This is a genomic window from Arcobacter sp. YIC-80 (genome assembly GCF_044841725.1).
In the GTDB taxonomy this organism is placed as follows: domain Bacteria; phylum Campylobacterota; class Campylobacteria; order Campylobacterales; family Arcobacteraceae; genus Arcobacter_B.
In genome coordinates this window covers 1-23389 of sequence record NZ_JBJBSI010000001.1, presented here as the reverse complement: position 1 = coordinate 23389, position 23389 = coordinate 1, and the positions used below count along the sequence as shown (strand labels likewise).

Genomic DNA, 23389 nt, shown 5'->3' with positions numbered 1-23389 from the left:
ACTTTTTTAATGTTTAATAAAGATTCAAAGAACATACAACCTAAATATGTTAATATTAATATTATGAATACATTAAATGAATATCTATTTCAAAAAAAAACTATTGATTTGTTTGAAAATTTAGTATATTTTAAAGATCTTGAAGGTAAATATATACTTTGTAATGATGCTTTTTGTAAATATACTAATTATACAAAAGATGAAATTATTGGAAAAACTGATTTAGAATTATTTGAAAATGAAGATGCTTTAACTTTTACAAAAAATGACCAAAGTGTTATTGATACTAAAAAAGAGCATAATTTTTGTGAAATATTAACTCTAAATGATGGTACAAAAGTTTACTTTGAATCTAAAAAAGATATTGTTTTAGATGAAAATAATAAACTTGTAGCAATTATTTGTATTTCAAAAGATATTACCAAAGAAAAAGAGTATGAATCACTTCATACAATCACACAAAAAACTCTTGAATATATATTAAAAGATTATTCATTGAAAAAAACTCTTAATTTTATTATTACAGAAGCAGAAACAATTAATAAAAATATGATTTGTTCAATTTTACTTTTAAATGATAAAAAAACTAAATTCAAAGAAAGTTTTACAAAAAGTCTTCCTAAATACTATAATGACGCAGTAAAAACACTAACTATTGCTCATGGTGTAGGTTCATGTGGAACGGCTGCTTACACAAAAGAGAGAATTATTGTTGAAGATATAAATACTCATCCATATTGGCGTGATTATTTAGAATTGACAAAACCTCTAAACCTAAATGCTTGTTGGTCAGAACCTTTTTTTACTAAAAACAATGAAGTTTTAGGTACTTTTGCTATATATTACAAAAAAAGTAAAAAACCAACAAAGTTTGAACTTAAACTTATTGACTCTTTCTCATACTTAGTTTCTTTAGCTGTAAATAGATCATTAAGATTAGAAGAGATTAAACAACAAGAAAATCTAATAACACAACAAGCTAAACTAGGTTCATTAAGTAATGTACTTGAAAATATTGCTCATCATTGGAGACAACCTTTATCTTTAATTTCAACCGTAGCTAGTGGTATGAAAATAGAATATGATTTATATTCAAAAAATAAAAAACTTTATGATAATTCTCTTACTAAAATTATTAACACTACACAAAATTTATCAAAAACTATAGATGAGTTTAGAGATTATTTTTTAAGAAGTTCTCAGAAAAATAGCTTTAATATTGAAGATACTTTTCAAAGAATCATACGTGTACTTGAAAAAAAATTTGAAGAAGAAAATATTCATATAGAAAAAAATATCCATAACTGTTCTTTATATACTTATGAAACAGAAATTATTCATATTCTTATCAATATAATAAATAATTCAATAGAAGCAATTAAAGAAAAAAAAATTAAAACTCCAATAATATTCGTAGATATAAAAGAGAAACATAATGATTGTATTATAACAATAAAAGATAATGCACAAGGAGTTGAGAAATCTAATATTGATAAAATTTTTGAACCCTACTTTACAACAAAAGATAAAAAATCTTCTGGAGTTGGACTTAGTTTATATATTGTTCAAGATTTAGTAAAAAGACATTTAAAAGGATTTATTGAAGCAAACAATACAATTTTTAAATATAATGATGAAAACAACAAGGGTTTAGAAGTAAAAATTACAATCCCTAAAAGTTTATAATTTAAATTAGGATATTTCTTATCCTATTTACTCATTGTTAACTATTTATTTAAAAAGGATTAATCTTCGGAGTTTATAATTGTAATACAAATTAAGCAAAAGACTTAATTTTGATATACAAGTTTTTCAACTTGACTCTCCTACAAATAATATACAAGTCAATAACAGAACGCTACCCCTAGGCGTTCTGTTTTTTTATGCTTAATTTTAATATATAAAACTGTATAATATTTGTGCTAAAAAATAATGATAATATAAATATTTTTAAATATAATTACAATTTAATGATAATAAGGAACTTTGATAATAAGATGGTAAAACTTGATTCTACTCAAAAACAACTAGTTTTAAACAATTTAGATGAAAATGGCGAATTATCTTGCATAAGAGCTTTTAAAGCAGCTAAACTAATGGGTATTAAACCTAAAAATATGGCACAAATTGCAAAAGATATGAATATTAAAATAACAAATTGTGAGCTAGGTGTTTTTGGTAAATTAAAATTTTCACAAATGAATGATGATATTTATAATACTTTAGCAAAAAATTCAGCAAATAATAAAAAAGTACAATGTGAAATTGCTTGGAAACTAGCACAAGAAAAAGGTTCAACTCTTAAAAAAGTTGGTTCTTCTATAAAAAACTCAGATATAAAAGTAACTCATTGTCAATTAGGTATTTTCTATGATGAAGAATTTGATAAATTTGATAAGGTAAGAAAAAAATAGTATATGAAAAAATATATACTATTTGATAATGATGGAGTACTTGTAGAAACAGAAAAATGGTATTATGAAGCAAATAAAATTGCTTTAAAACAACTAGGAATAACCCTTGAGCTTGAAATTTATCTTGAAATAATGGCAAGAGGTGGTACTGCTTGGGAACTTGCTTTTAAAAAAGGTATTTCAAAACAAATAATTGATAATAAAAGATTTCAAAGAGATGAATACTATCAAAACTTTTTAATAACAAAAGATATCGAAATTCCAAATGTAAAAAAAACATTAGAAAAACTATCCAAAAAATATAAAATGGGAATTGTTACAACTTCAAGAAGAGTTGACTTTGAATTAATTCATAAAAACAGAGGTATTATCCAATTTATGGATTTTAGTCTATGTGTAGAAGAATATAAAAGAGCTAAACCCTACCCCGACCCTTATTTAGCAGGTCTTAAAAAGTTTAATGCAAAAAAAGAAGAAGCAATAGTTATTGAAGACTCACAAAGAGGCCTTAGTTCTGCTGTAAATGCAAATATTCAATGTGCTATAGTTCATAATGATTTTACTGTAAAACATGACTTTTCTAAAGCTGATTTTTTCATAAATTCATTAGAAGAACTTGAAAGCTTACTAGAGAGTATATAAACATTTAAGCTTCCTTTTTATAAAGCTATAATAGAATTTTTATATATACAAAAAGGCTTTATTATGAAAATTGAATCATCTGAAGTTACTATAAACACTACTTCAAACTCATTTAAAAGTAGTTCTATAAACTCTGCATCTTGGATGAATGAGCTTAAAAGTGCAAGAGAAACAAAAGCTATTAAAACTACTGTTATAGCTGATTTAAATGGCATATACTTAGCATCAAATGACCAATCAAAACTTTCAAATGAAGATAAAATAAAAAAACAAATATTAGAGGAGATTACTTCTAAACTAAATGACAATAAACAAAATAATTTCTTCTTAAACAAAAAAGACAAGTTTAAAAATGATGAAGTAAATTGGGGTTTTAGACTACACACAAAAACACAATATCAACTTGAAAATAGTATAGAGTTTAACACAAAAGCAATTGTTAAAACTTCAAATAAAGAGTTTGAAATAGACCTATCAATATCTTTTTCAAAAAGTTTTCAAGAACTACATGAAGAAAAATTAAACCTCGGAAATGAAAAGTTTATAGACCCACTTATTATAAACTATAAAGATAGTTTAGATGGTTTTGACAATATAAATCCTACACTTAAATTTGCTTTTGATTTAAATAATGATGGAAAAGTTGAAAGAATACCTCTTTTAAGAGATGGTGCAGGTTTTCTTGCTTTAGATAAGAACAAAAATAAGGCAATAGATAATGCCAGTGAGTTACTTGGAACTAAAAGTGGGAATGGTTTTAATGACTTAAGAACTTATGATATAGATAAAAACAATTGGTTAGATGAAAACGATTCAATTTTTAAAGATTTAGTAATTTGGGAAAAAAATGATAAAGGTGATGATAAATTGATCTCTTTAACACAAGCAGGAATTGGGGCAATTTATCTAAAAGAAAACAAAACTAGTTTTGATTATCATCAGTCTATAGAACATAAATTTGCCCACCTTAAACAGTCTAGTTTTTATATAAAAGAAGATGGAAAGACAGGCTTAATTAATGGTTTAGATTTTATAATTTAATACTTAGTTTTTAAATACTCTTTTAATCTTTGAACACCCTCACTCATGTGTTCAATATCCCTTGTATATGCAAATCTTAGATATTGATTTGTTTTATTAGCACCAAAATCAATACCAGGAGTTGTAGCAATATGAATACTTTCTAAAAGTTCTTTAGCAAAACTAAAACTATCATCTGTATATTTAGAAACATTTGCCCATAAATAAAATGCTCCATCTGGTTTTGCATCTATTTCAAAAATTTCACTTAATTCTTTATATAAAAAATCACGTCTTTCTTTAAATATTGATTTTACTTCTTGTAAATATTCTTCATCAAATGCTTCAAGTGCCGCATGTTGAGATAAAGTGGGAGCAGAAATAAATATATTTTGAGCAATAATTTCAGCTTGTCTTGAAAGTTCTTTAGGAACTATAATCCAACCAAGTCTTAAACCAGGCATACAATAATATTTAGAAAAACCATTTATTACAAAAACCTTATCACTGAACTCTAAAGCAGTATTTGCATTTTTTTCGTATGTTAAGCCATGATATAACTCATCTGAAATAAAAGAAATATTATTTTCATCACAATACTGTACTAATTGTCTTAAGTTATCTTTTTTATAAATATTTCCTGTTGGATTACAAGGGGAAGATATTTGAAGAGCATCAAGGGTTTTATCCTTTAAATGCTCAACAGTTAATTCATAATCAGTTGATTTATCAATTGGCATAAAACAAGGCTTTATATCAAGCATACTAGCAAAATTTTTATAACATGGATATGAAGGATCAGATAAACCTAAGACATGATTATGTTTTAAAGTTAAAGTATAAGCAACTAAGAAAGCTCCTGAAGTACCAGGTGTTAAAATAACTTGTTCTTTATCTATATCAACACTGTAATTTCTTTTATACATAGATACAATCTCTTGTCTTAATGAAGCTAAGCCTTTTGATTCTGTATATGAGAATTCATCATTATGTACTGCTTCTAAGAGTCTTTTTTTTACTTTTGCACTTGGTTTTAAATCAGGTTGTCCTATTTCAAAATGTATTGTATCTTCAAAAGCTGCCGCATCTCTTACTATATCCATTACAATAAATGAACTCATATTCTCATATCTCAATTAAAACTCTCCTTAATTATTTAATGCTTTATCTATATATCTTTCAAATAAAGACTTATCTGTTTCACCTACAAACTTTTTAATATAAGTTCCATCTTTATCATATAAATAGTATTCAGGTACTTTTGAAACCTCACCTAAATCTTTTGTAAATCTAAAATTTTCTTCACCTATTGTTACAGGATATTGAATATTATGTTTTTTTATAAACTCTTGAATTTCTTCTTTCGATTTATCTTTTTCAAATAAAACTGAAATGATTTCAAACTCTCCTGCATATTTTTCTTTTAGTTTATTCATATCAGGAATTCCTTTTATACAAGGAGGACACCATGTAGCAAAAACATCAATTAATACAATTTTCCCTTTATAATCTTTGAAATCAATTCCTGTAAGAGTTGTTTTTAATTCAATACTTTTCCCATCAACAGTTTGAAGTTTAAACTCTTTAGAGTCAAAATTTGTTCCAATTTCTTTTTTATCTTTTGGCTTTGCTACCATACTCTCATCAATTGAATCTTTTGTATCACATCCTGTAAATAATAAAGCAGATGATAAAATACCTGCAATTAAAAAGTTCTTTTTCATATTAGTCCTAAAATTTTGATTTTTAAAATTATAGTTAAGATTAATTAATAAAATCTAAATGTGAAAATAAATATTTATTTAAGTAAGTGTTGTATAATTTTTTTTGCCTCGACATCATCAAAAAAAAGATTCATTGATAGCTCATTATTTACTTGTTTAATAAACTTCATTTTCTCTTCTTTTAATTTTTGCTCGTCATTTTTATACTCTTGTTTTATTTGTTCTAACTTTAGTTCATATTCTCTTATTATTTCATCTTTTTTCATAGCTGTTGGCTTAATACTTGTTTTTAATATAAATTGCTTATATATTAAATATCCTGCTAAAATAATCAAAAGTATTAAAACTAAAGTTAAAAAATCCATACTATTTTGACCTTGCTATATCTTTAGCTTCTTTTGCTAAGGCTTCTGCTCTTCTTGCAGTTTGTAAAGCTTCTAAAATTGCTTTATTATTCTCTTCTTGTGTTTCAAGTTTTTCTATTCTTTCTAAAACTGATCTAAAACTTACATGACCTATTGTTTCTAAAACTCTAGGAGCATTAATGATATGTTTGATAAGTTTTAAATCTTTCCAATTATCAGTAATAGTTTTGTCAATAAAGCTTGCATAATCTACATTAGTTTCAGTTTTATTAGCCACAAAAGCTAAATCTAAATCTATGTCATTTTTTTGGGCAAATAGATTATAATATAAATCTTCTAGGTATATTGGGTTATTTAAAGTTGAGATATATAAATAAACTTCCTCTTTATATCCCTTTTCTAATAAATAAGATAAAACTACTTCTGATACTTTATTTTCTCCTGAAGTTAGTACATCTGAAAGTTTTTCTATACAGTTTACATAAACTTGTTTTGATTCATCTTTTGAAAGTGCTTTTGTAAATTTAACTAAGTCTAAGTTAAATCCATAACTAAAAGAGTTTATTTTATTAAGCATTGGGTTTATAATTTTATCTGGGTTAGAGCTTGTATTTGCATAAGTTACAATACTATTTACAAATTCAACATCATTTTCATCAAATCTTGCATTTTCACAATACTCATTTATATCTTTTATTAGATTAACCTCAAGTAGTTTCTTTGAAGTTTCATCATAATATGAAGTTAAATCATTTATTGCATATTTTTTAGAATTTTTAGCAATTAGTTCGTATTTTGATGATATTTCTTTATACTTTTCAATTTTCTCTTTTATGTTTAGAGTTTTTAGTAATTCTAGTTCTTTTTCTAAAATTTCTTTTTTTTGTGCATTAATAGTTTGGGCAACCTTTAAACCTCTTTTTGGAAGTTCTTGTGCTAATTTATTTAATTTTTCATTATATTCATTAACATCTTTAGAATTTTGAATTTGCGAAGCTAACTTTACAGCTGAAGAGATTTTAAAAGATCTTCTAATAAAAAACACAACAATTAATAAAATTATAAATAAAACTACCCCTACACTATATACACCATTTGGAGTTTGTGTATAAATTTCTCCTAAATTAAAATTTGTCTGCTTTGCAACTGCAAAAAATTCTTTTAGGTTTTCTAAAAATACCATCAATGCTTCCTTTAATGTTTAACTTAATTATTATTACTAGTATACACTCTTTTTCTTAATTTTTTTACTATATAATCTATAGAGTTAAAGCATAATATTTCAACTGATACAAAAATAAACTACTATTTATATAGTTTTGACTCAACTAAATCAAATAAATCTTTATATGACAATCTTTTAAGTTTTTCTCCATTTACAAATAAAGTAGGAGTTCCTCTTACTTTTAATTTAGTGGCATCTTCTCTATCTAATTTTAAAATATTATCTACATTGATTTTTTCAAAATCTGCTCTTAATTTTTTAAGATTTAAAGATGGTACATCTTTTAATTCTTCCCATAAAAGTTCAGGTTTTTCATTGTTATGTTGAGCCCAAACTCCTTGTGATTCATAAATTTTATCAAGAACAGCTTGGTACATATTTTGTTTTTTTGAAGCTTCTAGAATTTTAATTGCATATTTTGAGTTTTTATGATTATCTAAATATCTAACTACTATTTGAATATCTTCGTAATAATTTCTATAAAGTTCTTTTACCACTTTATGATATAAAGCACAAGATTCACACTCAGGATCTATAAATTCTACAACATATACATTTTTTTTATTATCCCCAAAAACTGTAGAGTGTTCTCTAATAAAAGGTGCACTTGTATAAGAAAGCTTTTCAATATTTTGATTTGACTTATTTTCATAAGAGATAACTAAAGCTATAAAAACAGCAAATAATATAGCCAGCGATACTAATACAATTGATTTATTTTTCATTCTTTAATCCTTTTTTATGTAATAAAAGCAAGATAAAAATAATAAGATAAGAACTTAAAGATAAAAATGGAATTGTGATAAACCCAAGCCAATTTATGTATTCAGTAGAACAAGGCACACCTTGTACACAAGGTACAACACTTTCAGGAATAATTCCAAACATTAGTAAATTATGATAAATAGCAAAAAATAGCCCTACTAAAACAAGAGGCATAGCATATTTAAATACTTTATCATCAGGATACAAAGTATTAACAAGAAAAATTAAAACTAATGGATACATAAAGATTCTTTGATACCAACACATACTACATGGTACAAACTGCATAATTTCAGAAAAAAATAGACTTCCCATAGTAGCTATTGAAGCTGTAAGAAAAGAGAGTAAAATTAAAAAACTTGACTTTGTCAAAATAACTCCTAGATATAATTTTCAAAAATTATATCTAAGATTAGTTAACAAAAAAATTTATTATTGTTATAAGATAAAGTTATTAACTTAGGCTCCTCCACCTACACTTGCATTTAATTCACCATGAAGTTCATTTCTAGGAATTGAATCACACATAGCTATAGACTCATTTAGTGCTTTTAAAAACTCTTCTATATTTTCATAAGGAATTTCTACTTCAGATGTCTTTTCTTCTCCATGAGAATATATAGCAATACTAACTACGGGACTACTATATTCTCCATAAGGCTTTTCTACATGCTCAATTTTAACTGTATCATTTGTACTATGAGCTAGCTTAAAAGTTTTTATTTCAATGTGTTGACTAGGCATATCATACTCCTTGGTTAAATTTTATAAATTGTAACATAAAAATATAATAAAAAACAAACACCTTATTTTTTTATAGATGTAGCAGTTAAAAAAAGATAATTCTTTCCAGTTAGTGTTACTCTATACTTTTTTTGTTGTAAATATTTCTTACAAAAATAAACATCTTTGTATAAAACAGATTGTTCACTAAAAGAATAATTTGCAGCTTTTGCTCCATATATCATTTCAGAACCATGCCATCTGCAATTTGGAAATCCTAATATCAAAGAGCCATTTTCTTCTAAATAGTTTTGAAATAAATCCATAAATAATTTTTTAAAGTTTAAAGTTGAACTTTGTAAAGTTCCTATTGAAATAAGTAAATCAGCTTTCTTTAAATTCAAACTTTTTAGATCATTTATATCATGACAATAGAAATTAAAATTATCATAAGGAAATCTTTTTTTTGCATGATTAATAGCACTTTTTGAAAAATCAATTCCAACAAATTGCTTTGAATTTATCTCTTTTTCATCTAAAAGTTCAGAAATTAAAGCAAACTCATCAGCTTTATTTATTCCTAAATTTAAGATATTTATTTTATTTTCAATTTTCGCATTTTTTAATGCTTGTTTATAATAATATAAAAAAGAAGGTTCTTCATTTTTATTTATTCTAAAAAATAAAGAGTCTTCTCCATATTTCTCATAATTACTAGTATAAGAATTATTATGGAAAGAGCTATTTTTATTTACTTTTTTAAAAGTTAAGATTACTGTATATTTACTACTTATTTCAGGAGTTAAAAGTTTACAAAATAAAAGTTCACTTAAATCATTCCAAGCTTTATAAGAGTGATATGTATAAAGTTCATCTAATTGTACTTGTTCTCCTGCAAAAAGTTCAAAACCATAATCTGGATTTAAAACTTCTATTTTTACTTCTTCACTCTGCTCTAAATTTTTTTGTAAATAATTCATAATTTCATGAATATTATGAGTTGTAAATTTTTTCAATTTATTCTTCTTCTTTTTCAACTTCTTCTATTTCAGAAGTATTTTGTTCAAGTTCTTTATTTTTTTTATGTCCTTTTGAATACTTTTTAATTCCTTCAAGTTCAATTTCAATTGCCCCTGTTGAAATTGAAATTTCAAAAATAGCAGTGATTAAAGAAGCACACATTAAAACTAAACTAATTCCAAAAACTATATTTCCAAAAATTCTAAACTCTATAAAAAGTAAAAACATAGAAAATGTACATAATAATAAGGAAAGTACTCCTAAAATTTGCATTAATTTAATTAAATCAACTCTTTTTTTTAGATTTTTTATTTGTTTAGAAGCTTTAGGTACTCTTCCATCTCTTGCATTTGCACTTAATCCTCTAATTAGTTGTGCAGTAGTTAGAAATCTACTTGTATAAGCTAATAAAAGCAAAGAAATAGCTGGAAATAGAAGTGCTGGTGTTGTTAAAGCAATATCCATTTATAAATACCTTTTAATTTTTTTGAAATTATAACTTATTTAACTGTAAAGCGTATGATATTTTTTATCACAAGTGTTACTATTTCACTTATTTTATAAAATTAATATTTTTTTTTAAAGTTTTTTTAATGTTTACACTTTTTCTACATTTCTTTTTACTAACATACAATTTGGGAAGAAATAATTAAGGAGAATATATGAATATACATACAGCTGATTTATGTGACGAAAATCAAGATAAACAATTACAAATATTATCACCAAAATTTAAAAACTATGGTGGTTTAAAAAGATTTTATGGACAAATTGAAACAATTAAATTAGATAAAAGTAACTTTAGACTTTTAGAAATGCTAAGAGATGAAGATGGTGAAGGTAAAATAGTAGTAGTTGATAATGGACAAGAATTTTTTGGAGTTGTTGGTGATAAGCTAATGGCTTTTGCGGCTAAGAACAACTGGAAGGCTATCATTTTAAATGGATATGTAAGAGATACTGATGAAACTAAAAATATTAACGTTGGATTATTTGCTATTGGTACTTGTCCACTAAGAAATTTTGATAAAACAAACTCTTCAAGAGGTGAAGAACTTAACTTTGAAGGTTTAACATTTAATAGAGGTGACTATATTTATGCTGACAATGATGGTGTGGTTATTTCTAAAGAAAAACTAATTCAAGACTAAGGGTTAAACCTTAGTTCTTTAATCTATTTAAAATAAATCCACACTTGAGACTTGCTCTTCTTTAAATCTAACTACCTTATCTCTACCTGTACTTTTTGCTTCATATAAAGCTATATCTGCATTTTTAATTACAGAATTAAAACTTGATGAATCTTGTGGGAACATAGATAAACCTATACTTACAGTCTTTTTAAGTTTTGCACCCGCATAAACATCAATTTCATTTTCTCTAACTTTTTTAGAAATTTTATTAGCAACGTGTAAGGCATCATTTTCATTTTTAACGCCAACAAGTAAAACAATAAACTCTTCACCACCATATCTAATAACAAGATCAGATTCTCTAACAGTTTCATCTAAAATAGTAGCTAACTCTTTTAGTACTTTATCACCAATATCATGACCATATTCATCATTTACAGCTTTAAAGTGATCCATATCTAACATTAAAACACCAATATTTAATTCTTCTCTTTTTGCATGAGGAATTAGTTTTTTAGTATGTTCTTCTAAGAATTTTCTATTATATAAACCTGTAAGCCCATCTGTAAATGCAGACTCTTGTAAAGCCTTCATTAGAAGTTTAACCTCTAATGATGGTGCTGCTTCATTAATATAACTTTTAATAAAAGTAATTTGCGATTTTAATTTTTCTAATTCATTTTTCTTTTCAAATACAAAATTTATAATTAAATTTATATTTTTACTAATAGAAATATTAGTACAGTAATAAAAAAGATCTTTTTTTTCAAAATATGGACAGGTGTTATGAAAGTCCATTGATACTACATCATTTTTTGTTCTTGCTGATCTACATAAGTCAGGTGTTTCTTTCATAGTTTTACTACAACAAAAGAAATCTCCTTTTTGAATAACTGTTGTCATTTTATTTTTTAGCATTTCAATTTCAATAAAATTAAATGCTTTTAAATTAAATTTATTTGAAAATACTTGTGATAATCTTTGATAGATTTCATCCCTTGAGTCATCTAGTTCAATTTCTTTTTTAAATTGATAAAGGTTTGATAAATTATCGATAATCTCTTTTGATTCATTTAAAGGATCATTACCCTCTTTTCCTGCTTGGTATCCAATAAATCCATGAAGTTTTTTTTCAATATCAATTGAAGTATCTTTAAAGTTAACCATTAGTTTATTATATTCTTCTGTTAAATTAAGCATATCTTTACTTATACCAGAAGTAGGAATATTTATTCTTTTAAATTTTCCTTGAACTGCATTATTAATATTTATACTAAATTTATCAAATAATTCTATATAAGGTTGTAAGATTCTTTTTGATAAAAAAATTATAATAAATATGGCAAAAAGAACAACTAAAGTAATAATATAAATTGACTCTATTCCTATTTGTTTTAATGCACTAATATCAAGCTCTAAAGATACTGCACCTAAAGTTTCCCCAGGATCTACATCATGACACTTTAAACAGTCAATATTTTTAACAGCAACTGCATTGTAAGGTATTGTAACTCTAACAGAAGTGGTTGTAAAAGTTTCTTCTATTTTATGTGCCATTTTTCCTGTTAATAAAACACTTTTATCTAAAGCATCTTTAGGGAGTTTAGTTTTATCAACCCTTCCAAATTGTTTATCAACAGGTTCTCCTCGCACAAGCCAAATATTTTTTACATTATTCATATTAGATACAGATTCAATAAATGTATCTACTTGGTGCATATTATTATTTAACATGTGAGAAGTTAAACCACTTTTTACAACTTCAGATATAGCTTGTGCATTATGAATTGCAGATTTTATACCTATATGTCTTAGATTATATAAACTTAAAGCGGTAATCGCTATAGCTAATATCAAAACCATCACTACAAACTGCAAAATAATATTTTTTCTCACAAGCCAACCTTAAAAAATAATTAAAATCATACAGTAATTATTCTTAAAATAGTTATATATTAATTTATAATACTTATTATATAATCTACTTTGAAAAGGATTTAAAATGTCAGAAATAAAAAATAAACTAAAAGATTTAGTTGAGAATACAATGATTCCAGAAGTTGAACATTATATTGAAGATTTACATAAATTATTAGAAAACAATACACAAACACAAGATGATATGGATGCAATAAAAGAAATGGAATCATTTTTAGTTGAACTGCAAAATGTTTTAGCTGTTATTGAAGATGATAGTATGCCAAAAGAAGAATACGAAAGGATTTATAACAAAATTATTTCAAATATAAAAGAACATAGTGAACATTAAAAGTTAAGTGAAACACTTAACTTTTAACAGCAGTTACTATTAGCTCAACTAAAGTATTTGTACTTGCCATATTTGCTTCTACACAAGCTCTTGCAGGAGGGTTTTCTTTTGATACCCATTCATCCCAAACTCCGTTAAAGTCTTGGAAATCTCTATAAATATCTTTTAGAAAAATTTCCACTCTTAATATACTATGCTTATTTGAACCTATTTGATTTAATCTTTGTTCAACAATCTCTAAAGCTCTTGAGGCTTGTCCTTTTATATCTAAATCTTTATCATCAGATACAATACCTGCTAAGTAAACAACACCATTATGCTCAACAATTCTACTCATTCTCTCACTTACTTCTTCTCTATTAATCAAAATATCTCCTATTTTTTATAAAATTACAAAAATTATATCAAATTTTTCAAAATTTAATTTTAAATTAATAAAAAAGTAAATATAATTTCGACCTCTTAATCAAGGTGAGGTTGGAGAGTGGTCAAATCCTGCGGATTGTAAATCCGCCGCCTACGGCTTCGAAGGTTCAAATCCTTCCCTCACCACCACTTTAGAGATACACTGTGCGAGTGTGGCGGAATAGGTAGACGCGTGGGACTTAAAATCCCATTCCGGTTTCGGAGTGTGAGTTCGATTCTCACCATTCGCACCACTTTTTTAGAATTGTAGAGAGTTGACTGAGTTGGTCGAAAGTACCGGTTTTGAAAACCGGCGAGGTTCACGCCTCCGGGGGTTCGAATCCCCCACTCTCTGCCACTTCTTTTATATATTTAAACTCATATATATTTTATTTATCAAATTGACATAAAATTTTATATACTCATAGCTAAACCACTTTATCAATACCTATTTTAAGCTTTTTTTCAAATAAAAAACTAAGTCCTAATTAGATAAACTAAAAGATAATTTTGGAGAAAAAATGAGAATATCTATTTTAATTTTATTAACTATAATTGTATTAAATGCAAAAGATAATATACAACCCTTAACTGAACCTTGGATGCCGTACCAAATGGAAACAAAAAAAGGCCTTGAAGGAATAAGTATTGATTTAGTAAAAGAGATTCAAAAACGTATAGGAAATGATAATAAAATAAAAATATTTCCTTGGGCTAGAGCTTATAATTTAACCTTAGAAAAATCTGGATATGCCTTATTTTTAACTACAAGATCAAAAAAAAGAGAAAAGCTTTTTAAATGGGTAGGACCTGTTTCGTCAATGAAACTTGTATTTTTTAAAAATGCAAATAGAAAAGATATTATTATCAATTCTTTAGAAGATGCAAAGAAAGTAAATAATATCGCTGTTGCACGAAATACAATTTCTCAACAAAAACTAGAAGAACTAAACTTTAAAAATGTTTATATAAATAAATTAGCAAGTTATAGTTTAAAAAAACTTCAAGAAAATAAAACAGATCTTTACCCAACTGAATATTACTCTTTTTTATATGAGTTAAAAAAGAAAAATCTACAAGATAAAATAGTTCCAGTAAAAATGAAAAAACCAATATATGAATCTATGTTATATATAGCTTTTAATAAAAATACATCTAATAAAATCATAGAGACATGGCAAAAAGCTTTAAATGAAATAAAATCAGATGGTACATATAAAAAGATTTTAGAAAGATATAGATAAAAATGTTTTTTCAAAAAATAATAGTTTCTTTTTTTCTAACTATATTTATCTATTCTTTAAATGCTAATGAAATAGTTAAAGATAATGCAAAACAAATAGCAGAATCTAGTAAAGTTTTTATATTAAACTTTGCAATTGATGAACTTAATAAAAAAATAAATGCAGATATGAAAAAAGATTTTATAAAAGCTGTTGATATTTACGATCATTATTTAAAAAAATCTATTTTATCAACATATAAAGATAAAAACTCACTTTTAGTTCATAATAATATTCCTAAGTATATAAAAAACTATCCCAAAATAGCTATAGATATTATTGAAGATAAAACTTATGATAGAAGTATTCTAGCAACATTAACACTTTATTATGATCCAAATTTTTTGCCAAACCAAAAAACTAAATCTATATATTTTACAAAAGAAGAAAAAGAATATTTAGAATCTAAAAAAACTATTAAAACTTGTATAGATCCTCATGCTCTTCCTTTTGAAGCACTAAATAAAAATGGTAAATATATTGGTATAACTTCTGATATATTAAAACTTGCACAAAAAAAAAGTAATATAAAACTTGAAATTATAAGAACAAAAAATTGGTCATAAAGCTTAGAGTATATAAAACAAAAAAAATGTGACATTTTGTCTTTAGCTATGAAAACTAAAAAAAGAAGTGAATATTTAAATTTTACAAAACCTTATTTAAATTTTCCTCTTGTTGTTTTGACAAACTATAAAGAGATATTTATTGATAATATTTCTGAATTATATGATAAAAAAATATCTATTATAAAAGATTATGCACATTTAGAAACTTTTAAAGAAAATTTTCCACGAATACAAATTCTTGAAGTTAAAAATATGAAAGAAGGTATAAATAGTGTAAAAAAAGGTAAAGTTTTTGCACATATAGATATTTTGGCTTCTGTAATTTATACCTTACAAAAAGAAGGGATTACAGATGTTAAAATTGCAGGAAAACTTAATCATCAATTACCCTTAAGTATTGCAATAAGAAATGATGAACCTATACTACAATCTATAATGCAAAAAGCAATATCAAGTGTATCAATAGAAGACATGCGAAGTATTCAAAATAGATGGCTAGCAATAAAATTTGAACAGAAAATAGATTTTACTTTATTCTATGAAGTTTTCTTAGTTTTTACTATTATTTTCTTAATTGCACTATGGAGATATCTTGAAGTAAAAAAAATTAATAAACTTATTATTAAAAAAAATAAAGAACTTAATGAAGCATATAAAAAAATGTCTTTATTAGCTTCTACGGATAGATTAACTAAACTAAATAACAGACATAAACTTGAGGAAGTTTTATCCTTTAACAAGGATTTATGTAATAGATATGATAATAGTTTTGGTGTTATTTTAATTGATGTAGATTTCTTTAAACAAATAAATGATAATTATGGTCATATAGTTGGAGATAACACTTTAAAATCTATAGCTAAAGTTTTACTTAGTACATCAAGAAAAACAGATACTATCGGAAGATGGGGTAGTGAAGAATTTTTAATTGTAGTGCCAAATACAACAAAAAAAAGTATTCTAGCTTTTGCTGAGAATATAAGAGAAACTATAGAAAAAACTGACTTTGAAGATGTTAAGAAAGTCACAATAAGTGCAGGAATTAGTATTTATAAAAATCAAGAGTCATCTGAAAATTTAATCTCAAGATGTGATAAAGCTCTTTATATGTCAAAAAAACATGGAAGAAATCAAGTAACTTATCTTTAAATCCCTATTTGTTCTTCTTTTCTTTCAATTGATGCCATTAGTTTTTCAATAGTTTTTACTTGTTCATCAAGTTCTTTTGTAAGCTCTTTTATAGTTTTATTTTTTAAATCTAATTCTTTAGTTAAACCTTTTAACTCTGTAACTGCTTTATCTTTTTTTTCTCTTACTACTTTTTCATCTGAAACAACTTTTTTAATCTTTATACTTGCTTTTTGACTTGTTTCTTTTAATTTTTTATCTAATTGAGACAACTCTTTTTTATAAAAAATTATTTGATTTGTAAATTTTGCATTTCTTTCCTTTTCTGTTTTTATTTGCATTTCAATATTTCTATAAAAAGATAGTTTATTAATTAATTCATCAATTTTCTCTCTTGCTTGTGTATTTATTCGTCTGTTAGCTTGGATATTTTTTGCTGCTTTTTTCTTAAATTCTTTTTGTTCTAGTTCATCTTGGGTAGCTAGAAAGCTAACCCACATATACTCTTTTATTTGTGAAGTATTTTTATCAACCAAAGGAACAACAGTTAAATAGACATAAAAAAATTCATTATCTTTTGAAATAAATCTTATTTTTCCTTCCCAAGGTTCTGCTTTAAAAACTGTTTCCCATAATTTTTTAAAAACTAATTCATTACTTGCAGGATCTTTTAATATTTCATAATTATGATTAACTAACTCTTCATAACTATAACTTGATATTTCACAAAAATAATTATTTGCATACAAAATATTTCCATTTTCATCTGTCTTGATAACTAAAGCAACTTCATTAATTACATCAATAATATCTTCTAAATCTTTTTGTGCTTGTTTTCTTAATTTATCATGATATTTATTTTGACATACATTTTCTACACTAAAAACTAAATCTTTTGCATTTATGGGTTTTTGTAGATAATCAGTTGCTTGGTGTTCTATTGATTGAAGTAAAGATTTCGTTTCAATTTTACAAGTTGTAATTATTACTGGAATATTTTTATTTATCTCTCTAATTTTAGATAAAACCTCTAATCCAGATAAATCTTCAAGTTTTTCATTTACAATAATAATATCAATATCAAAATCTTGTTCTTTATTTTCTTTGAACTTTTTAAGTCCTTCATTTCCTAATTTTTCTGAAATTACATTTCTAAACTGTTTACAAAGCATATCTGTTAAATAATTGTTTTCTTCAACATCACTTTCTATATATAAAATATCCAGTTTTTTTAAAAATGCATAATTAAACACTAATTTAACCTTTCTTTTCTACTAATTGTTCCGTTCTATGTTTTACAACATCTTCTAAGTCTTTTATTTTTGCAGTTTTTTCTTCTATCTCTTCTTTTATTCTATGAATATAAGATTCTCTAATTTTTATTTCTTCAATTACTTTATCTATTTTTTTAGAAGCTTTAAATTCAATATCTCTCATATCAGCTGTCATTATTGAAATTTTATTTATTTTATCGTTTACTCCAAAAGTTAATTGTTCAAACCTTTTTTTACTAGCCTTCATACGATTTTCTAAGCTTTGAAGTTCTCCATATTTATCTTTATTTTCCTTATGAAGCTTATTTAAATATTCTTCAACTTTATCATAACCTTTGTATTTATTTAGATGTTGATTAAGTTCCTCTATTTTTTGTTGTGCTACTTGATAAACTCTTTTTGTTTCTTGAAGATTATATAAAACTTTTTTTCTATATTCTCTTCTTTCATTCTCTTCTTTAGTAGTTAAAAAGTTCACACTTATAAATTTTCTAATTTCTTTTTTTTCATCCTTACTAAAAACAGGAAGAATAGTTGCATTAGTATAAAAAATGGAACTGTTTTTAGTAAGATATTTCATTTTACCTTCCCACTTATTTCCATTATTTATACTTTCCCATTGTTGTTGTAATATTTTTTTAGGCATTTCATGATGATAAATAGCTTGATAATTATGTCCTAATATTTCCTCATCTTTACAATTTATAACATTTTTTAAGAAATCATTTACATAAACAATATTACCATCCATATCAAAAATAAATACAATAGCTACCTTATTTACTATACGTAAATACTCTTCAACTTCATTTTGTTCAGCTTCAATTTCATCATCTCTTCTTTTTACCTTACAAACTTCTTCAATTTTTTCTAAAATTTCATTTATTTTTAATGGCTTCATAAAATAAGCTGTTACATCTTGTCTAAGTGAAGTTAAAAGTACATCAATATCTGCATGATCTGTAAAAAAAATAAATGGTATATTTTTATTATTATTTCTAACATGAGTTAATAAGCTAAGACCTGAACACTCTGAAATATTAGCTTCACTTACAATAATATCAATTTCATTATCACTTGAAGTTAATTTATCAAAAGATTTTATAGCTTCTTCAATACTATATGCTGTCGTAACTGACTTAAATAAAGTTTTAAATTTTTTTAAAAATTCATCTCTTAACTTTTCATCATTTTCAACATATAATATATCTAGTGTATTTAAAAAGTTTTCATCTAGCATACTATTTATTTTCCTTGTAATAGTATATATTACTATAATTTTGTTGATTTTGCTTTAAAAAATAACATTATTAGGTTAATTATTAAAAAATAAAAGCACTTTTCCAACTAAATGAATACTATTTAAATCATACACTAAATGTTTATAACTTGGATTGATTGAAATGAAACTCTTTTTATTACTATCATATTTTTTTACCCACATCTTATTTTCATAATATAGTAAATATATTTCATCATGTATTAATTGTTTATTTGAAATATCTACAATCAACACAGCTTTATGAGATATTAAAGGTTGCATTGATTTTCCATCTACCATTGTAGCAAATAACGATTTTTCATTAAACTTTTCTTTTATTTTTGAAGTTTCAAACTTTATATTTTTTATTTTATTTTTATCAAAAACATCTGTATACTCTAAACTTATTTCTTCCATAATAAAACCTTATTCTTAAACTTTAGTTATATAGACTATTTGATTAAATACTAATTAATTTTTATATAGTAAAATAAATTAAAAAGAAAAAAAATGTCAATGGAACACATAAACAATGTAAACACTGTAGCTCAACTAATTCAATTAGCAGTTGCACCTGTATTTTTATTAGCTGGAGTTGCTGGACTTTTAAATGTTTTTACAGGAAGATTATCAAGAATTATTGATAAATTAGAAAAAATTGATAATTTCATAAGTAATCAAAAAACAAAAGAAGATGAAAAAAAAGCTATAGAAAAATATAAAGATAGAAGAAGATTCTTAACAATGCGAATGCAAAATATAAATTATTCTATTTTCTTTGGTACAAGTACAGGTCTTTTAATTGCTATGGTAATTGTAACTATGTTTTTAAGTGCTTTATTTAAATTTGAAGACTCACTATTTATAGCAAGTCTTTTTATCATTGCTATGCTATCTTTTATTTTATCTTTAATTTTATTTCTAAGAGAGATATACTATACTACGTCATTTATTAACAAAAAGAAAACTACATTAAAAAAATAAAGGCTTATAATGGTTTATACAGAAACATCAAGTAAAAATGTTCAAGAACTAGTAAATGAGATTGAATCTAAAATATCAAATTATAAATTTGGAGTTTTACACAGACATAATGTTGCTAAAACATTAGAATCAAAAGGTGTTGAGTTTAATGAAGAGTGTCAAATACTTGATATTTGTAATCCAAATTATGCAAAACTTTTATTAGAAAGTGACATGACATTATCATCAATTATGCCTTGTAAAATTTCAGTTTATTCAAAAAATAATCAAACATATATTTCAATGAACTCTATAGTACAATTAGTTGATGATATAAATCCAGATTTAATAGAAGAAGCACAAGAAATACAAAGTACTCTTTTAGAACTAATTGAAGAAGTTAAGTAAATTAAATTTCTTTAATGTTTGAGATATATCTATTAATAATTCTATTACTTATAGTTCTGGTGATATCTATAAACTCTTTAATTATAGGTATCTCACCTATGCCCTCTTCTAAAAAAGTAGCTAAAGAAATTTTAAGACTTTCAAAAAATACACCTTATCAAGAAATTGTTGAGTTAGGTTCTGGGTTTGGAAGTTTAGCTATTTTTTTAGCAATAAATTTACCTAATAAAAAAATTATTGCTTATGAATTATCTTTTTTCCCTTGGCTCATATCAAAAATATTACAAACTATATTTAGAGTAAAAAATCTTACTATATATAAAAAAAACTTTTTAAAACAAAACTTAAAAAACAAACTTTTAATTTGTTATCTTTTCCCTAAAGGAATGCAAAAACTTGAAGATAAACTCTTTGATGAAACTATAAATACACAAATTATAAGTAGTACTTTTGCTTTTAAACATATAAAATTTAGAGAAAAACTAAAAATAAATGATATCTATAAAACGCCTATATATCTCTATAAAACTTGATTTTCTTCTTTTTTTAAAGCCTCATAAGCAACTAAAATTTTCTTTCTTTCAATCCCCCATCTATAACCACTCATAGCACCACTTTTTGCTAAGACTCTATGACATGGGATTAGATATCCAATATGATTTGAACCAATAGCACTAGCAACTGCTCTTACAGCTTTTGGTTTATTTATACTATTTGCTATGTCTTGGTAAGTTGCTATTGTTCCATTTGGAATATTTAATAAAGCTTTCCAAATATTGATTTGGAAATTTGTTCCTTTTACATACAAGTCGAATTTTTTCTTTTCAACAAAAATATTATTTAAAAACTCTTGGGCTTTTTCATTATCTTCAATAAGTTCTGCTTTTTCCCAAATCTCTTTAAATCTATTAAAAAGAGATTCTTTATTTTCATTTGTACTATCAACAAAACCAAGATAAGAAACCCCTCTTTTAGTAAAAGCAATAAGTGCTTCCCCAAATGGAGTTGAACCATATCCATAAGTAATTTTTACATTTTTACCTGATTCTTTATACTCTTTTGGAGTAACTCCAATAATATTTACAAATAAATCATGAAGTCTACTTGGACTTGACAGCCCCATATCTAACGCACTATCTAAAATAGATTTTGATTCTTTTAAATGTTCTTTTGCATAATTTAAAGTTACAGATTGTAAAAACTGAATAGGCGTTACACCAACATACTCTTTAAAAACTCGAATAAGATGATATTTACTCATACCAATAAATTCGGCAATTGTATCTATTGAAGGTTGTTCTTTGAAGTTTTCATCAATATATTTTATTACTTTTTCAATTTTTTTATAGTTTTCTTTTTCTTCTAAAAGTTTATTTTGCATAAAATACCCTGACGTTTCTTTATTATAATTCGTATTATATAAAAAAGTTTATTAGTAAAAGCAAAGAATTATTATTTTGGGGAACTAAAGTGGTTTGGGAAGACCACTTTAGTCATATTTTGATTTAAATAGTTTAGGGTTTAAGAATTACTTCTTAGTAAGTAGACTGATTATAAATAACAAACTTGTTAGCTAAATCTTTTAATTCAGCTTTAACAGTAGTTTGAAGATCAGTATTTTCAATATCATCTAATACATCAGCAATTTTATTAGCTATATATTCAAACTCTTGCTCTTTCATTCCTCTTGCTGTTAATGCTGGTGATCCAATTCTAACCCCTGATGTTACAAATGGTGATCTTGTCTCACCTGGTACTGTATTTTTATTTACAGTGATACCTGCATTTTGTAATGCTGCATCTGCATCTTTTCCTGAAAAGTCTTTATTTAAGAATGATACTAATACTAAGTGATTATCTGTTCCACCTGATACAATATCATATCCTCTTGAAACTAATACTTCTCCAAGTTTTGCTGCATTTGCTTTTACTTGCTTAGCATAGTCTTTCCATTGGGGAGCTAAAATCTCTTTAAATGCTACTGCTTTTGCAGCCATTACGTGTACAAGTGGTCCACCTTGTAATCCTGGGAAGATTGCTGAATTAATTTTCTTAGCAATATCTTCATCATTTGTCATTATCATACCACCTCTTGGACCTCTTAAAGTCTTGTGAGTTGTAGTTGTAACTACATCTGCATAAGGGAATGGTGATTGATGTTCATTTGCTGCAACAAGTCCTGCAATGTGAGCAATATCAGCAAATAAAATAGCTCCAACTGCATCTGCAATTTCTCTAAACTTAGCAAAATCAATCTCTCTTGCGTAAGCTGATGCTCCACAAACAATGATTTTTGGTTGAGTAATCTTAGCAATTTCCATTACTTTATCATAGTTAATTCTTCCATCTAATTCTACCCCATAGTAAAATGCTTGGTAGTTTTTACCAGAGAATGAAGGTTTAGAACCATGAGTTAAGTGACCACCATGAGATAAGTCCATACCTAAGATTTTATCACCTGCTTTTAATAATGCTGCATATACTGCACCATTTGCTTGTGAACCTGAGTGAGGTTGAACATTTGCATAGTTACATCCAAAAATTTCACAAGCTCTATCAATAGCTAATTGTTCAGCTTTATCTGCGAATTCACATCCACCATAATATCTTTTGTATGGATAACCTTCTGCATATTTATTAGTAAATACAGAACCCATTGCTTCCATAACTGCTGGTGAAGTAAAGTTTTCACTAGCAATCATTTCTAAGTGTGTTGTTTGTCTTTCTAACTCTTGCTCAACGATATCAAATATCTCTTTATCTGCTGTCTCTAAGTTTGCGCTTGATATGTAGCTCAT

Annotated in this window: 28 protein-coding genes and 3 tRNA genes; 15 read left to right on the top strand and 16 right to left on the bottom strand. The window is 25.3% G+C overall.

Annotated elements, in window-relative coordinates:
- Positions 1–9 precede the first annotated feature (9 nt).
- The 4 genes from ACH5BK_RS00155 to ACH5BK_RS00140 all read left to right on the top strand — a co-directional run bounded on the left by ACH5BK_RS00155 (position 10) and on the right by ACH5BK_RS00140 (position 4097).
- The gene (locus tag ACH5BK_RS00155; protein ID WP_404303675.1) at positions 10–1686 is read left to right on the top strand and encodes an ATP-binding protein; all 1677 of its coding nucleotides are present in this window, start codon (positions 10–12) and stop codon (positions 1684–1686) included.
- A gap of 311 nt (positions 1687–1997) precedes the next feature.
- Positions 1998–2414 (top strand): ModE family transcriptional regulator, encoded by a 417-nt coding sequence (locus ACH5BK_RS00150; RefSeq protein WP_404303674.1) that lies wholly within the window; start codon positions 1998–2000, stop codon positions 2412–2414.
- A 3-nt stretch (positions 2415–2417) separates the two neighbouring features.
- Positions 2418–3056 (top strand): HAD family hydrolase, encoded by a 639-nt coding sequence (locus ACH5BK_RS00145; RefSeq protein ID WP_404303673.1) that lies wholly within the window; start codon positions 2418–2420, stop codon positions 3054–3056.
- Positions 3057–3119: 63 nt separating this feature from the next.
- Complete coding sequence (locus ACH5BK_RS00140; RefSeq protein ID WP_404303672.1) at positions 3120–4097, top strand: hypothetical protein; 978 nt, start codon at positions 3120–3122, stop codon at positions 4095–4097.
- Here the strand turns inward: ACH5BK_RS00140 and ACH5BK_RS00135 are convergent.
- The 9 genes from ACH5BK_RS00135 to ACH5BK_RS00095 all read right to left on the bottom strand — a co-directional run bounded on the left by ACH5BK_RS00135 (position 4094) and on the right by ACH5BK_RS00095 (position 10363).
- A complete protein-coding gene (locus tag ACH5BK_RS00135) occupies positions 4094–5212 on the bottom strand; it encodes a pyridoxal phosphate-dependent aminotransferase (RefSeq protein WP_404303671.1) in 1119 nt (372 codons plus the stop codon). The two genes, ACH5BK_RS00140 and ACH5BK_RS00135, sit on opposite strands and share 4 nt — an antisense overlap.
- Before the next feature lie 12 nt (positions 5213–5224).
- Positions 5225–5800: a TlpA family protein disulfide reductase gene (locus ACH5BK_RS00130; RefSeq protein ID WP_404303670.1), complete on the bottom strand. Its 576-nt coding sequence runs from the start codon at positions 5798–5800 to the stop codon at positions 5225–5227.
- A gap of 74 nt (positions 5801–5874) precedes the next feature.
- The gene (locus tag ACH5BK_RS00125) at positions 5875–6165 is read right to left on the bottom strand and encodes a hypothetical protein (RefSeq protein ID WP_404303669.1); all 291 of its coding nucleotides are present in this window, start codon (positions 6163–6165) and stop codon (positions 5875–5877) included.
- Between the two features lies 1 nt (position 6166).
- Positions 6167–7348: a hypothetical protein gene (locus ACH5BK_RS00120; RefSeq protein ID WP_404303668.1), complete on the bottom strand. Its 1182-nt coding sequence runs from the start codon at positions 7346–7348 to the stop codon at positions 6167–6169.
- A 122-nt stretch (positions 7349–7470) separates the two neighbouring features.
- Entirely contained in the window at positions 7471–8115 is a 645-nt protein-coding gene (locus ACH5BK_RS00115) for a DsbA family protein (protein ID WP_404303666.1), read from the bottom strand.
- Positions 8105–8527, bottom strand: a complete 423-nt coding sequence (locus tag ACH5BK_RS00110; RefSeq protein ID WP_404303664.1) for a disulfide oxidoreductase — start codon at positions 8525–8527, stop codon at positions 8105–8107. The genes ACH5BK_RS00115 and ACH5BK_RS00110 overlap by 11 nt, the downstream gene beginning before the upstream one ends.
- An 87-nt stretch (positions 8528–8614) precedes the next feature.
- On the bottom strand, positions 8615–8899 hold the full coding sequence (locus ACH5BK_RS00105) for a hypothetical protein (RefSeq protein ID WP_404303662.1): 285 nt from the start codon (positions 8897–8899) through the stop codon (positions 8615–8617).
- A gap of 62 nt (positions 8900–8961) precedes the next feature.
- Entirely contained in the window at positions 8962–9894 is a 933-nt protein-coding gene (locus ACH5BK_RS00100; RefSeq protein WP_404303661.1) for a methyltransferase domain-containing protein, read from the bottom strand.
- Position 9895: 1 nt separating this feature from the next.
- Positions 9896–10363 carry a DUF2721 domain-containing protein gene (locus ACH5BK_RS00095; RefSeq protein WP_404303660.1) on the bottom strand — a complete coding sequence of 156 codons (468 nt, stop codon included), beginning with the start codon at positions 10361–10363 and terminating at the stop codon, positions 9896–9898.
- A 197-nt stretch (positions 10364–10560) separates the two neighbouring features.
- On the opposite strand from ACH5BK_RS00095, the gene rraA reads away from it, so the two are divergent.
- Positions 10561–11049, top strand: coding sequence for a ribonuclease E activity regulator RraA (gene rraA / locus ACH5BK_RS00090; RefSeq protein WP_404303659.1), 489 nt, complete (start codon positions 10561–10563; stop codon positions 11047–11049).
- A 27-nt stretch (positions 11050–11076) separates the two neighbouring features.
- Here rraA and ACH5BK_RS00085 read toward each other — a convergent pair whose 3' ends face one another.
- Entirely contained in the window at positions 11077–12927 is a 1851-nt protein-coding gene (locus tag ACH5BK_RS00085) for a GGDEF domain-containing protein (RefSeq protein WP_404303658.1), read from the bottom strand.
- 106 nt (positions 12928–13033) lie between these two features.
- On the opposite strand from ACH5BK_RS00085, the gene ACH5BK_RS00080 reads away from it, so the two are divergent.
- Positions 13034–13300 carry a hypothetical protein gene (locus tag ACH5BK_RS00080; RefSeq protein WP_404303657.1) on the top strand — a complete coding sequence of 89 codons (267 nt, stop codon included), beginning with the start codon at positions 13034–13036 and terminating at the stop codon, positions 13298–13300.
- A 16-nt stretch (positions 13301–13316) separates the two neighbouring features.
- Here ACH5BK_RS00080 and ACH5BK_RS00075 read toward each other — a convergent pair whose 3' ends face one another.
- On the bottom strand, positions 13317–13667 hold the full coding sequence (locus ACH5BK_RS00075; protein ID WP_404303656.1) for a RidA family protein: 351 nt from the start codon (positions 13665–13667) through the stop codon (positions 13317–13319).
- A 103-nt stretch (positions 13668–13770) separates the two neighbouring features.
- On the opposite strand from ACH5BK_RS00075, the gene ACH5BK_RS00070 reads away from it, so the two are divergent.
- From ACH5BK_RS00070 to ACH5BK_RS00045, 6 genes are all read left to right on the top strand, one after another.
- Positions 13771–13855: transfer RNA gene (locus tag ACH5BK_RS00070), tRNA-Tyr, on the top strand.
- A 17-nt stretch (positions 13856–13872) separates the two neighbouring features.
- Positions 13873–13959: transfer RNA gene (locus tag ACH5BK_RS00065), tRNA-Leu, on the top strand.
- A gap of 15 nt (positions 13960–13974) precedes the next feature.
- Positions 13975–14063 (top strand) — tRNA-Ser (locus ACH5BK_RS00060).
- Positions 14064–14226: 163 nt separating this feature from the next.
- Positions 14227–14949 carry a substrate-binding periplasmic protein gene (locus tag ACH5BK_RS00055; RefSeq protein ID WP_404303655.1) on the top strand — a complete coding sequence of 241 codons (723 nt, stop codon included), beginning with the start codon at positions 14227–14229 and terminating at the stop codon, positions 14947–14949.
- Positions 14950–14951: 2 nt separating this feature from the next.
- Entirely contained in the window at positions 14952–15554 is a 603-nt protein-coding gene (locus ACH5BK_RS00050) for a hypothetical protein (protein WP_404303654.1), read from the top strand.
- Between the two features lie 36 nt (positions 15555–15590).
- On the top strand, positions 15591–16706 hold the full coding sequence (locus ACH5BK_RS00045; RefSeq protein ID WP_404303653.1) for a diguanylate cyclase: 1116 nt from the start codon (positions 15591–15593) through the stop codon (positions 16704–16706).
- Here ACH5BK_RS00045 and ACH5BK_RS00040 read toward each other — a convergent pair.
- The 3 genes from ACH5BK_RS00040 to ACH5BK_RS00030 all read right to left on the bottom strand — a co-directional run bounded on the left by ACH5BK_RS00040 (position 16703) and on the right by ACH5BK_RS00030 (position 19637).
- Entirely contained in the window at positions 16703–17938 is a 1236-nt protein-coding gene (locus ACH5BK_RS00040; RefSeq protein WP_404303652.1) for a response regulator, read from the bottom strand. The two genes, ACH5BK_RS00045 and ACH5BK_RS00040, sit on opposite strands and share 4 nt — an antisense overlap.
- Positions 17939–17942: 4 nt before the next feature.
- Positions 17943–19199: a response regulator gene (locus ACH5BK_RS00035; RefSeq protein ID WP_404303651.1), complete on the bottom strand. Its 1257-nt coding sequence runs from the start codon at positions 19197–19199 to the stop codon at positions 17943–17945.
- Between the two features lie 75 nt (positions 19200–19274).
- Complete coding sequence (locus tag ACH5BK_RS00030; RefSeq protein WP_404303650.1) at positions 19275–19637, bottom strand: helix-turn-helix transcriptional regulator; 363 nt, start codon at positions 19635–19637, stop codon at positions 19275–19277.
- Between the two features lie 93 nt (positions 19638–19730).
- Here ACH5BK_RS00030 and ACH5BK_RS00025 point away from each other — a divergent pair, with 93 nt between their 5' ends.
- The 3 genes from ACH5BK_RS00025 (at position 19731) to ACH5BK_RS00015 (ending at position 21124) form a co-directional block, all read left to right on the top strand.
- Positions 19731–20204, top strand: coding sequence for a DUF2721 domain-containing protein (locus ACH5BK_RS00025; protein ID WP_404303649.1), 474 nt, complete (start codon positions 19731–19733; stop codon positions 20202–20204).
- Between the two features lie 9 nt (positions 20205–20213).
- The gene (locus tag ACH5BK_RS00020) at positions 20214–20591 is read left to right on the top strand and encodes a DUF302 domain-containing protein (RefSeq protein ID WP_404303648.1); all 378 of its coding nucleotides are present in this window, start codon (positions 20214–20216) and stop codon (positions 20589–20591) included.
- Positions 20592–20689: 98 nt separating this feature from the next.
- Complete coding sequence (locus ACH5BK_RS00015) at positions 20690–21124, top strand: hypothetical protein (RefSeq protein WP_404303647.1); 435 nt, start codon at positions 20690–20692, stop codon at positions 21122–21124.
- Here the strand turns inward: ACH5BK_RS00015 and ACH5BK_RS00010 are convergent.
- Both ACH5BK_RS00010 and ACH5BK_RS00005 read right to left on the bottom strand, forming a co-directional pair.
- Positions 21112–21972 carry a bifunctional transcriptional activator/DNA repair enzyme AdaA gene (locus tag ACH5BK_RS00010; protein ID WP_404303646.1) on the bottom strand — a complete coding sequence of 287 codons (861 nt, stop codon included), beginning with the start codon at positions 21970–21972 and terminating at the stop codon, positions 21112–21114. The two genes, ACH5BK_RS00015 and ACH5BK_RS00010, sit on opposite strands and share 13 nt — an antisense overlap.
- A gap of 154 nt (positions 21973–22126) precedes the next feature.
- Positions 22127–23389 (bottom strand): serine hydroxymethyltransferase, encoded by a 1263-nt coding sequence (locus tag ACH5BK_RS00005; RefSeq protein WP_404303645.1) that lies wholly within the window; start codon positions 23387–23389, stop codon positions 22127–22129.

What these genes read in the sequence shown, in the direction of transcription:
- ACH5BK_RS00155 (WP_404303675.1), top strand. Translation starts at nt 10, where the DNA reads ATGTTTAATAAAGATTCAAAGAACATACAACCTAAATATGTTAATATT.
- ACH5BK_RS00150 (WP_404303674.1), top strand. Translation starts at nt 1,998, where the DNA reads ATGGTAAAACTTGATTCTACTCAAAAACAACTAGTTTTAAACAATTTA.
- ACH5BK_RS00145 (WP_404303673.1), top strand. Translation starts at nt 2,418, where the DNA reads ATGAAAAAATATATACTATTTGATAATGATGGAGTACTTGTAGAAACA.
- ACH5BK_RS00140 (WP_404303672.1), top strand. Translation starts at nt 3,120, where the DNA reads ATGAAAATTGAATCATCTGAAGTTACTATAAACACTACTTCAAACTCA.
- ACH5BK_RS00130 (WP_404303670.1), bottom strand. Translation starts at nt 5,800, where the DNA reads ATGAAAAAGAACTTTTTAATTGCAGGTATTTTATCATCTGCTTTATTA.
- ACH5BK_RS00125 (WP_404303669.1), bottom strand. Translation starts at nt 6,165, where the DNA reads ATGGATTTTTTAACTTTAGTTTTAATACTTTTGATTATTTTAGCAGGA.
- ACH5BK_RS00120 (WP_404303668.1), bottom strand. Translation starts at nt 7,348, where the DNA reads ATGGTATTTTTAGAAAACCTAAAAGAATTTTTTGCAGTTGCAAAGCAG.
- ACH5BK_RS00115 (WP_404303666.1), bottom strand. Translation starts at nt 8,115, where the DNA reads ATGAAAAATAAATCAATTGTATTAGTATCGCTGGCTATATTATTTGCT.
- ACH5BK_RS00105 (WP_404303662.1), bottom strand. Translation starts at nt 8,899, where the DNA reads ATGCCTAGTCAACACATTGAAATAAAAACTTTTAAGCTAGCTCATAGT.
- ACH5BK_RS00095 (WP_404303660.1), bottom strand. Translation starts at nt 10,363, where the DNA reads ATGGATATTGCTTTAACAACACCAGCACTTCTATTTCCAGCTATTTCT.
- rraA (WP_404303659.1), top strand. Translation starts at nt 10,561, where the DNA reads ATGAATATACATACAGCTGATTTATGTGACGAAAATCAAGATAAACAA.
- ACH5BK_RS00080 (WP_404303657.1), top strand. Translation starts at nt 13,034, where the DNA reads ATGTCAGAAATAAAAAATAAACTAAAAGATTTAGTTGAGAATACAATG.
- ACH5BK_RS00055 (WP_404303655.1), top strand. Translation starts at nt 14,227, where the DNA reads ATGAGAATATCTATTTTAATTTTATTAACTATAATTGTATTAAATGCA.
- ACH5BK_RS00050 (WP_404303654.1), top strand. Translation starts at nt 14,952, where the DNA reads ATGTTTTTTCAAAAAATAATAGTTTCTTTTTTTCTAACTATATTTATC.
- ACH5BK_RS00035 (WP_404303651.1), bottom strand. Translation starts at nt 19,199, where the DNA reads ATGCTAGATGAAAACTTTTTAAATACACTAGATATATTATATGTTGAA.
- ACH5BK_RS00030 (WP_404303650.1), bottom strand. Translation starts at nt 19,637, where the DNA reads ATGGAAGAAATAAGTTTAGAGTATACAGATGTTTTTGATAAAAATAAA.
- ACH5BK_RS00025 (WP_404303649.1), top strand. Translation starts at nt 19,731, where the DNA reads ATGTCAATGGAACACATAAACAATGTAAACACTGTAGCTCAACTAATT.
- ACH5BK_RS00020 (WP_404303648.1), top strand. Translation starts at nt 20,214, where the DNA reads ATGGTTTATACAGAAACATCAAGTAAAAATGTTCAAGAACTAGTAAAT.
- ACH5BK_RS00015 (WP_404303647.1), top strand. Translation starts at nt 20,690, where the DNA reads ATGCCCTCTTCTAAAAAAGTAGCTAAAGAAATTTTAAGACTTTCAAAA.
- ACH5BK_RS00010 (WP_404303646.1), bottom strand. Translation starts at nt 21,972, where the DNA reads ATGCAAAATAAACTTTTAGAAGAAAAAGAAAACTATAAAAAAATTGAA.
- ACH5BK_RS00005 (WP_404303645.1), bottom strand. Translation starts at nt 23,389, where the DNA reads ATGAGCTACATATCAAGCGCAAACTTAGAGACAGCAGATAAAGAGATA.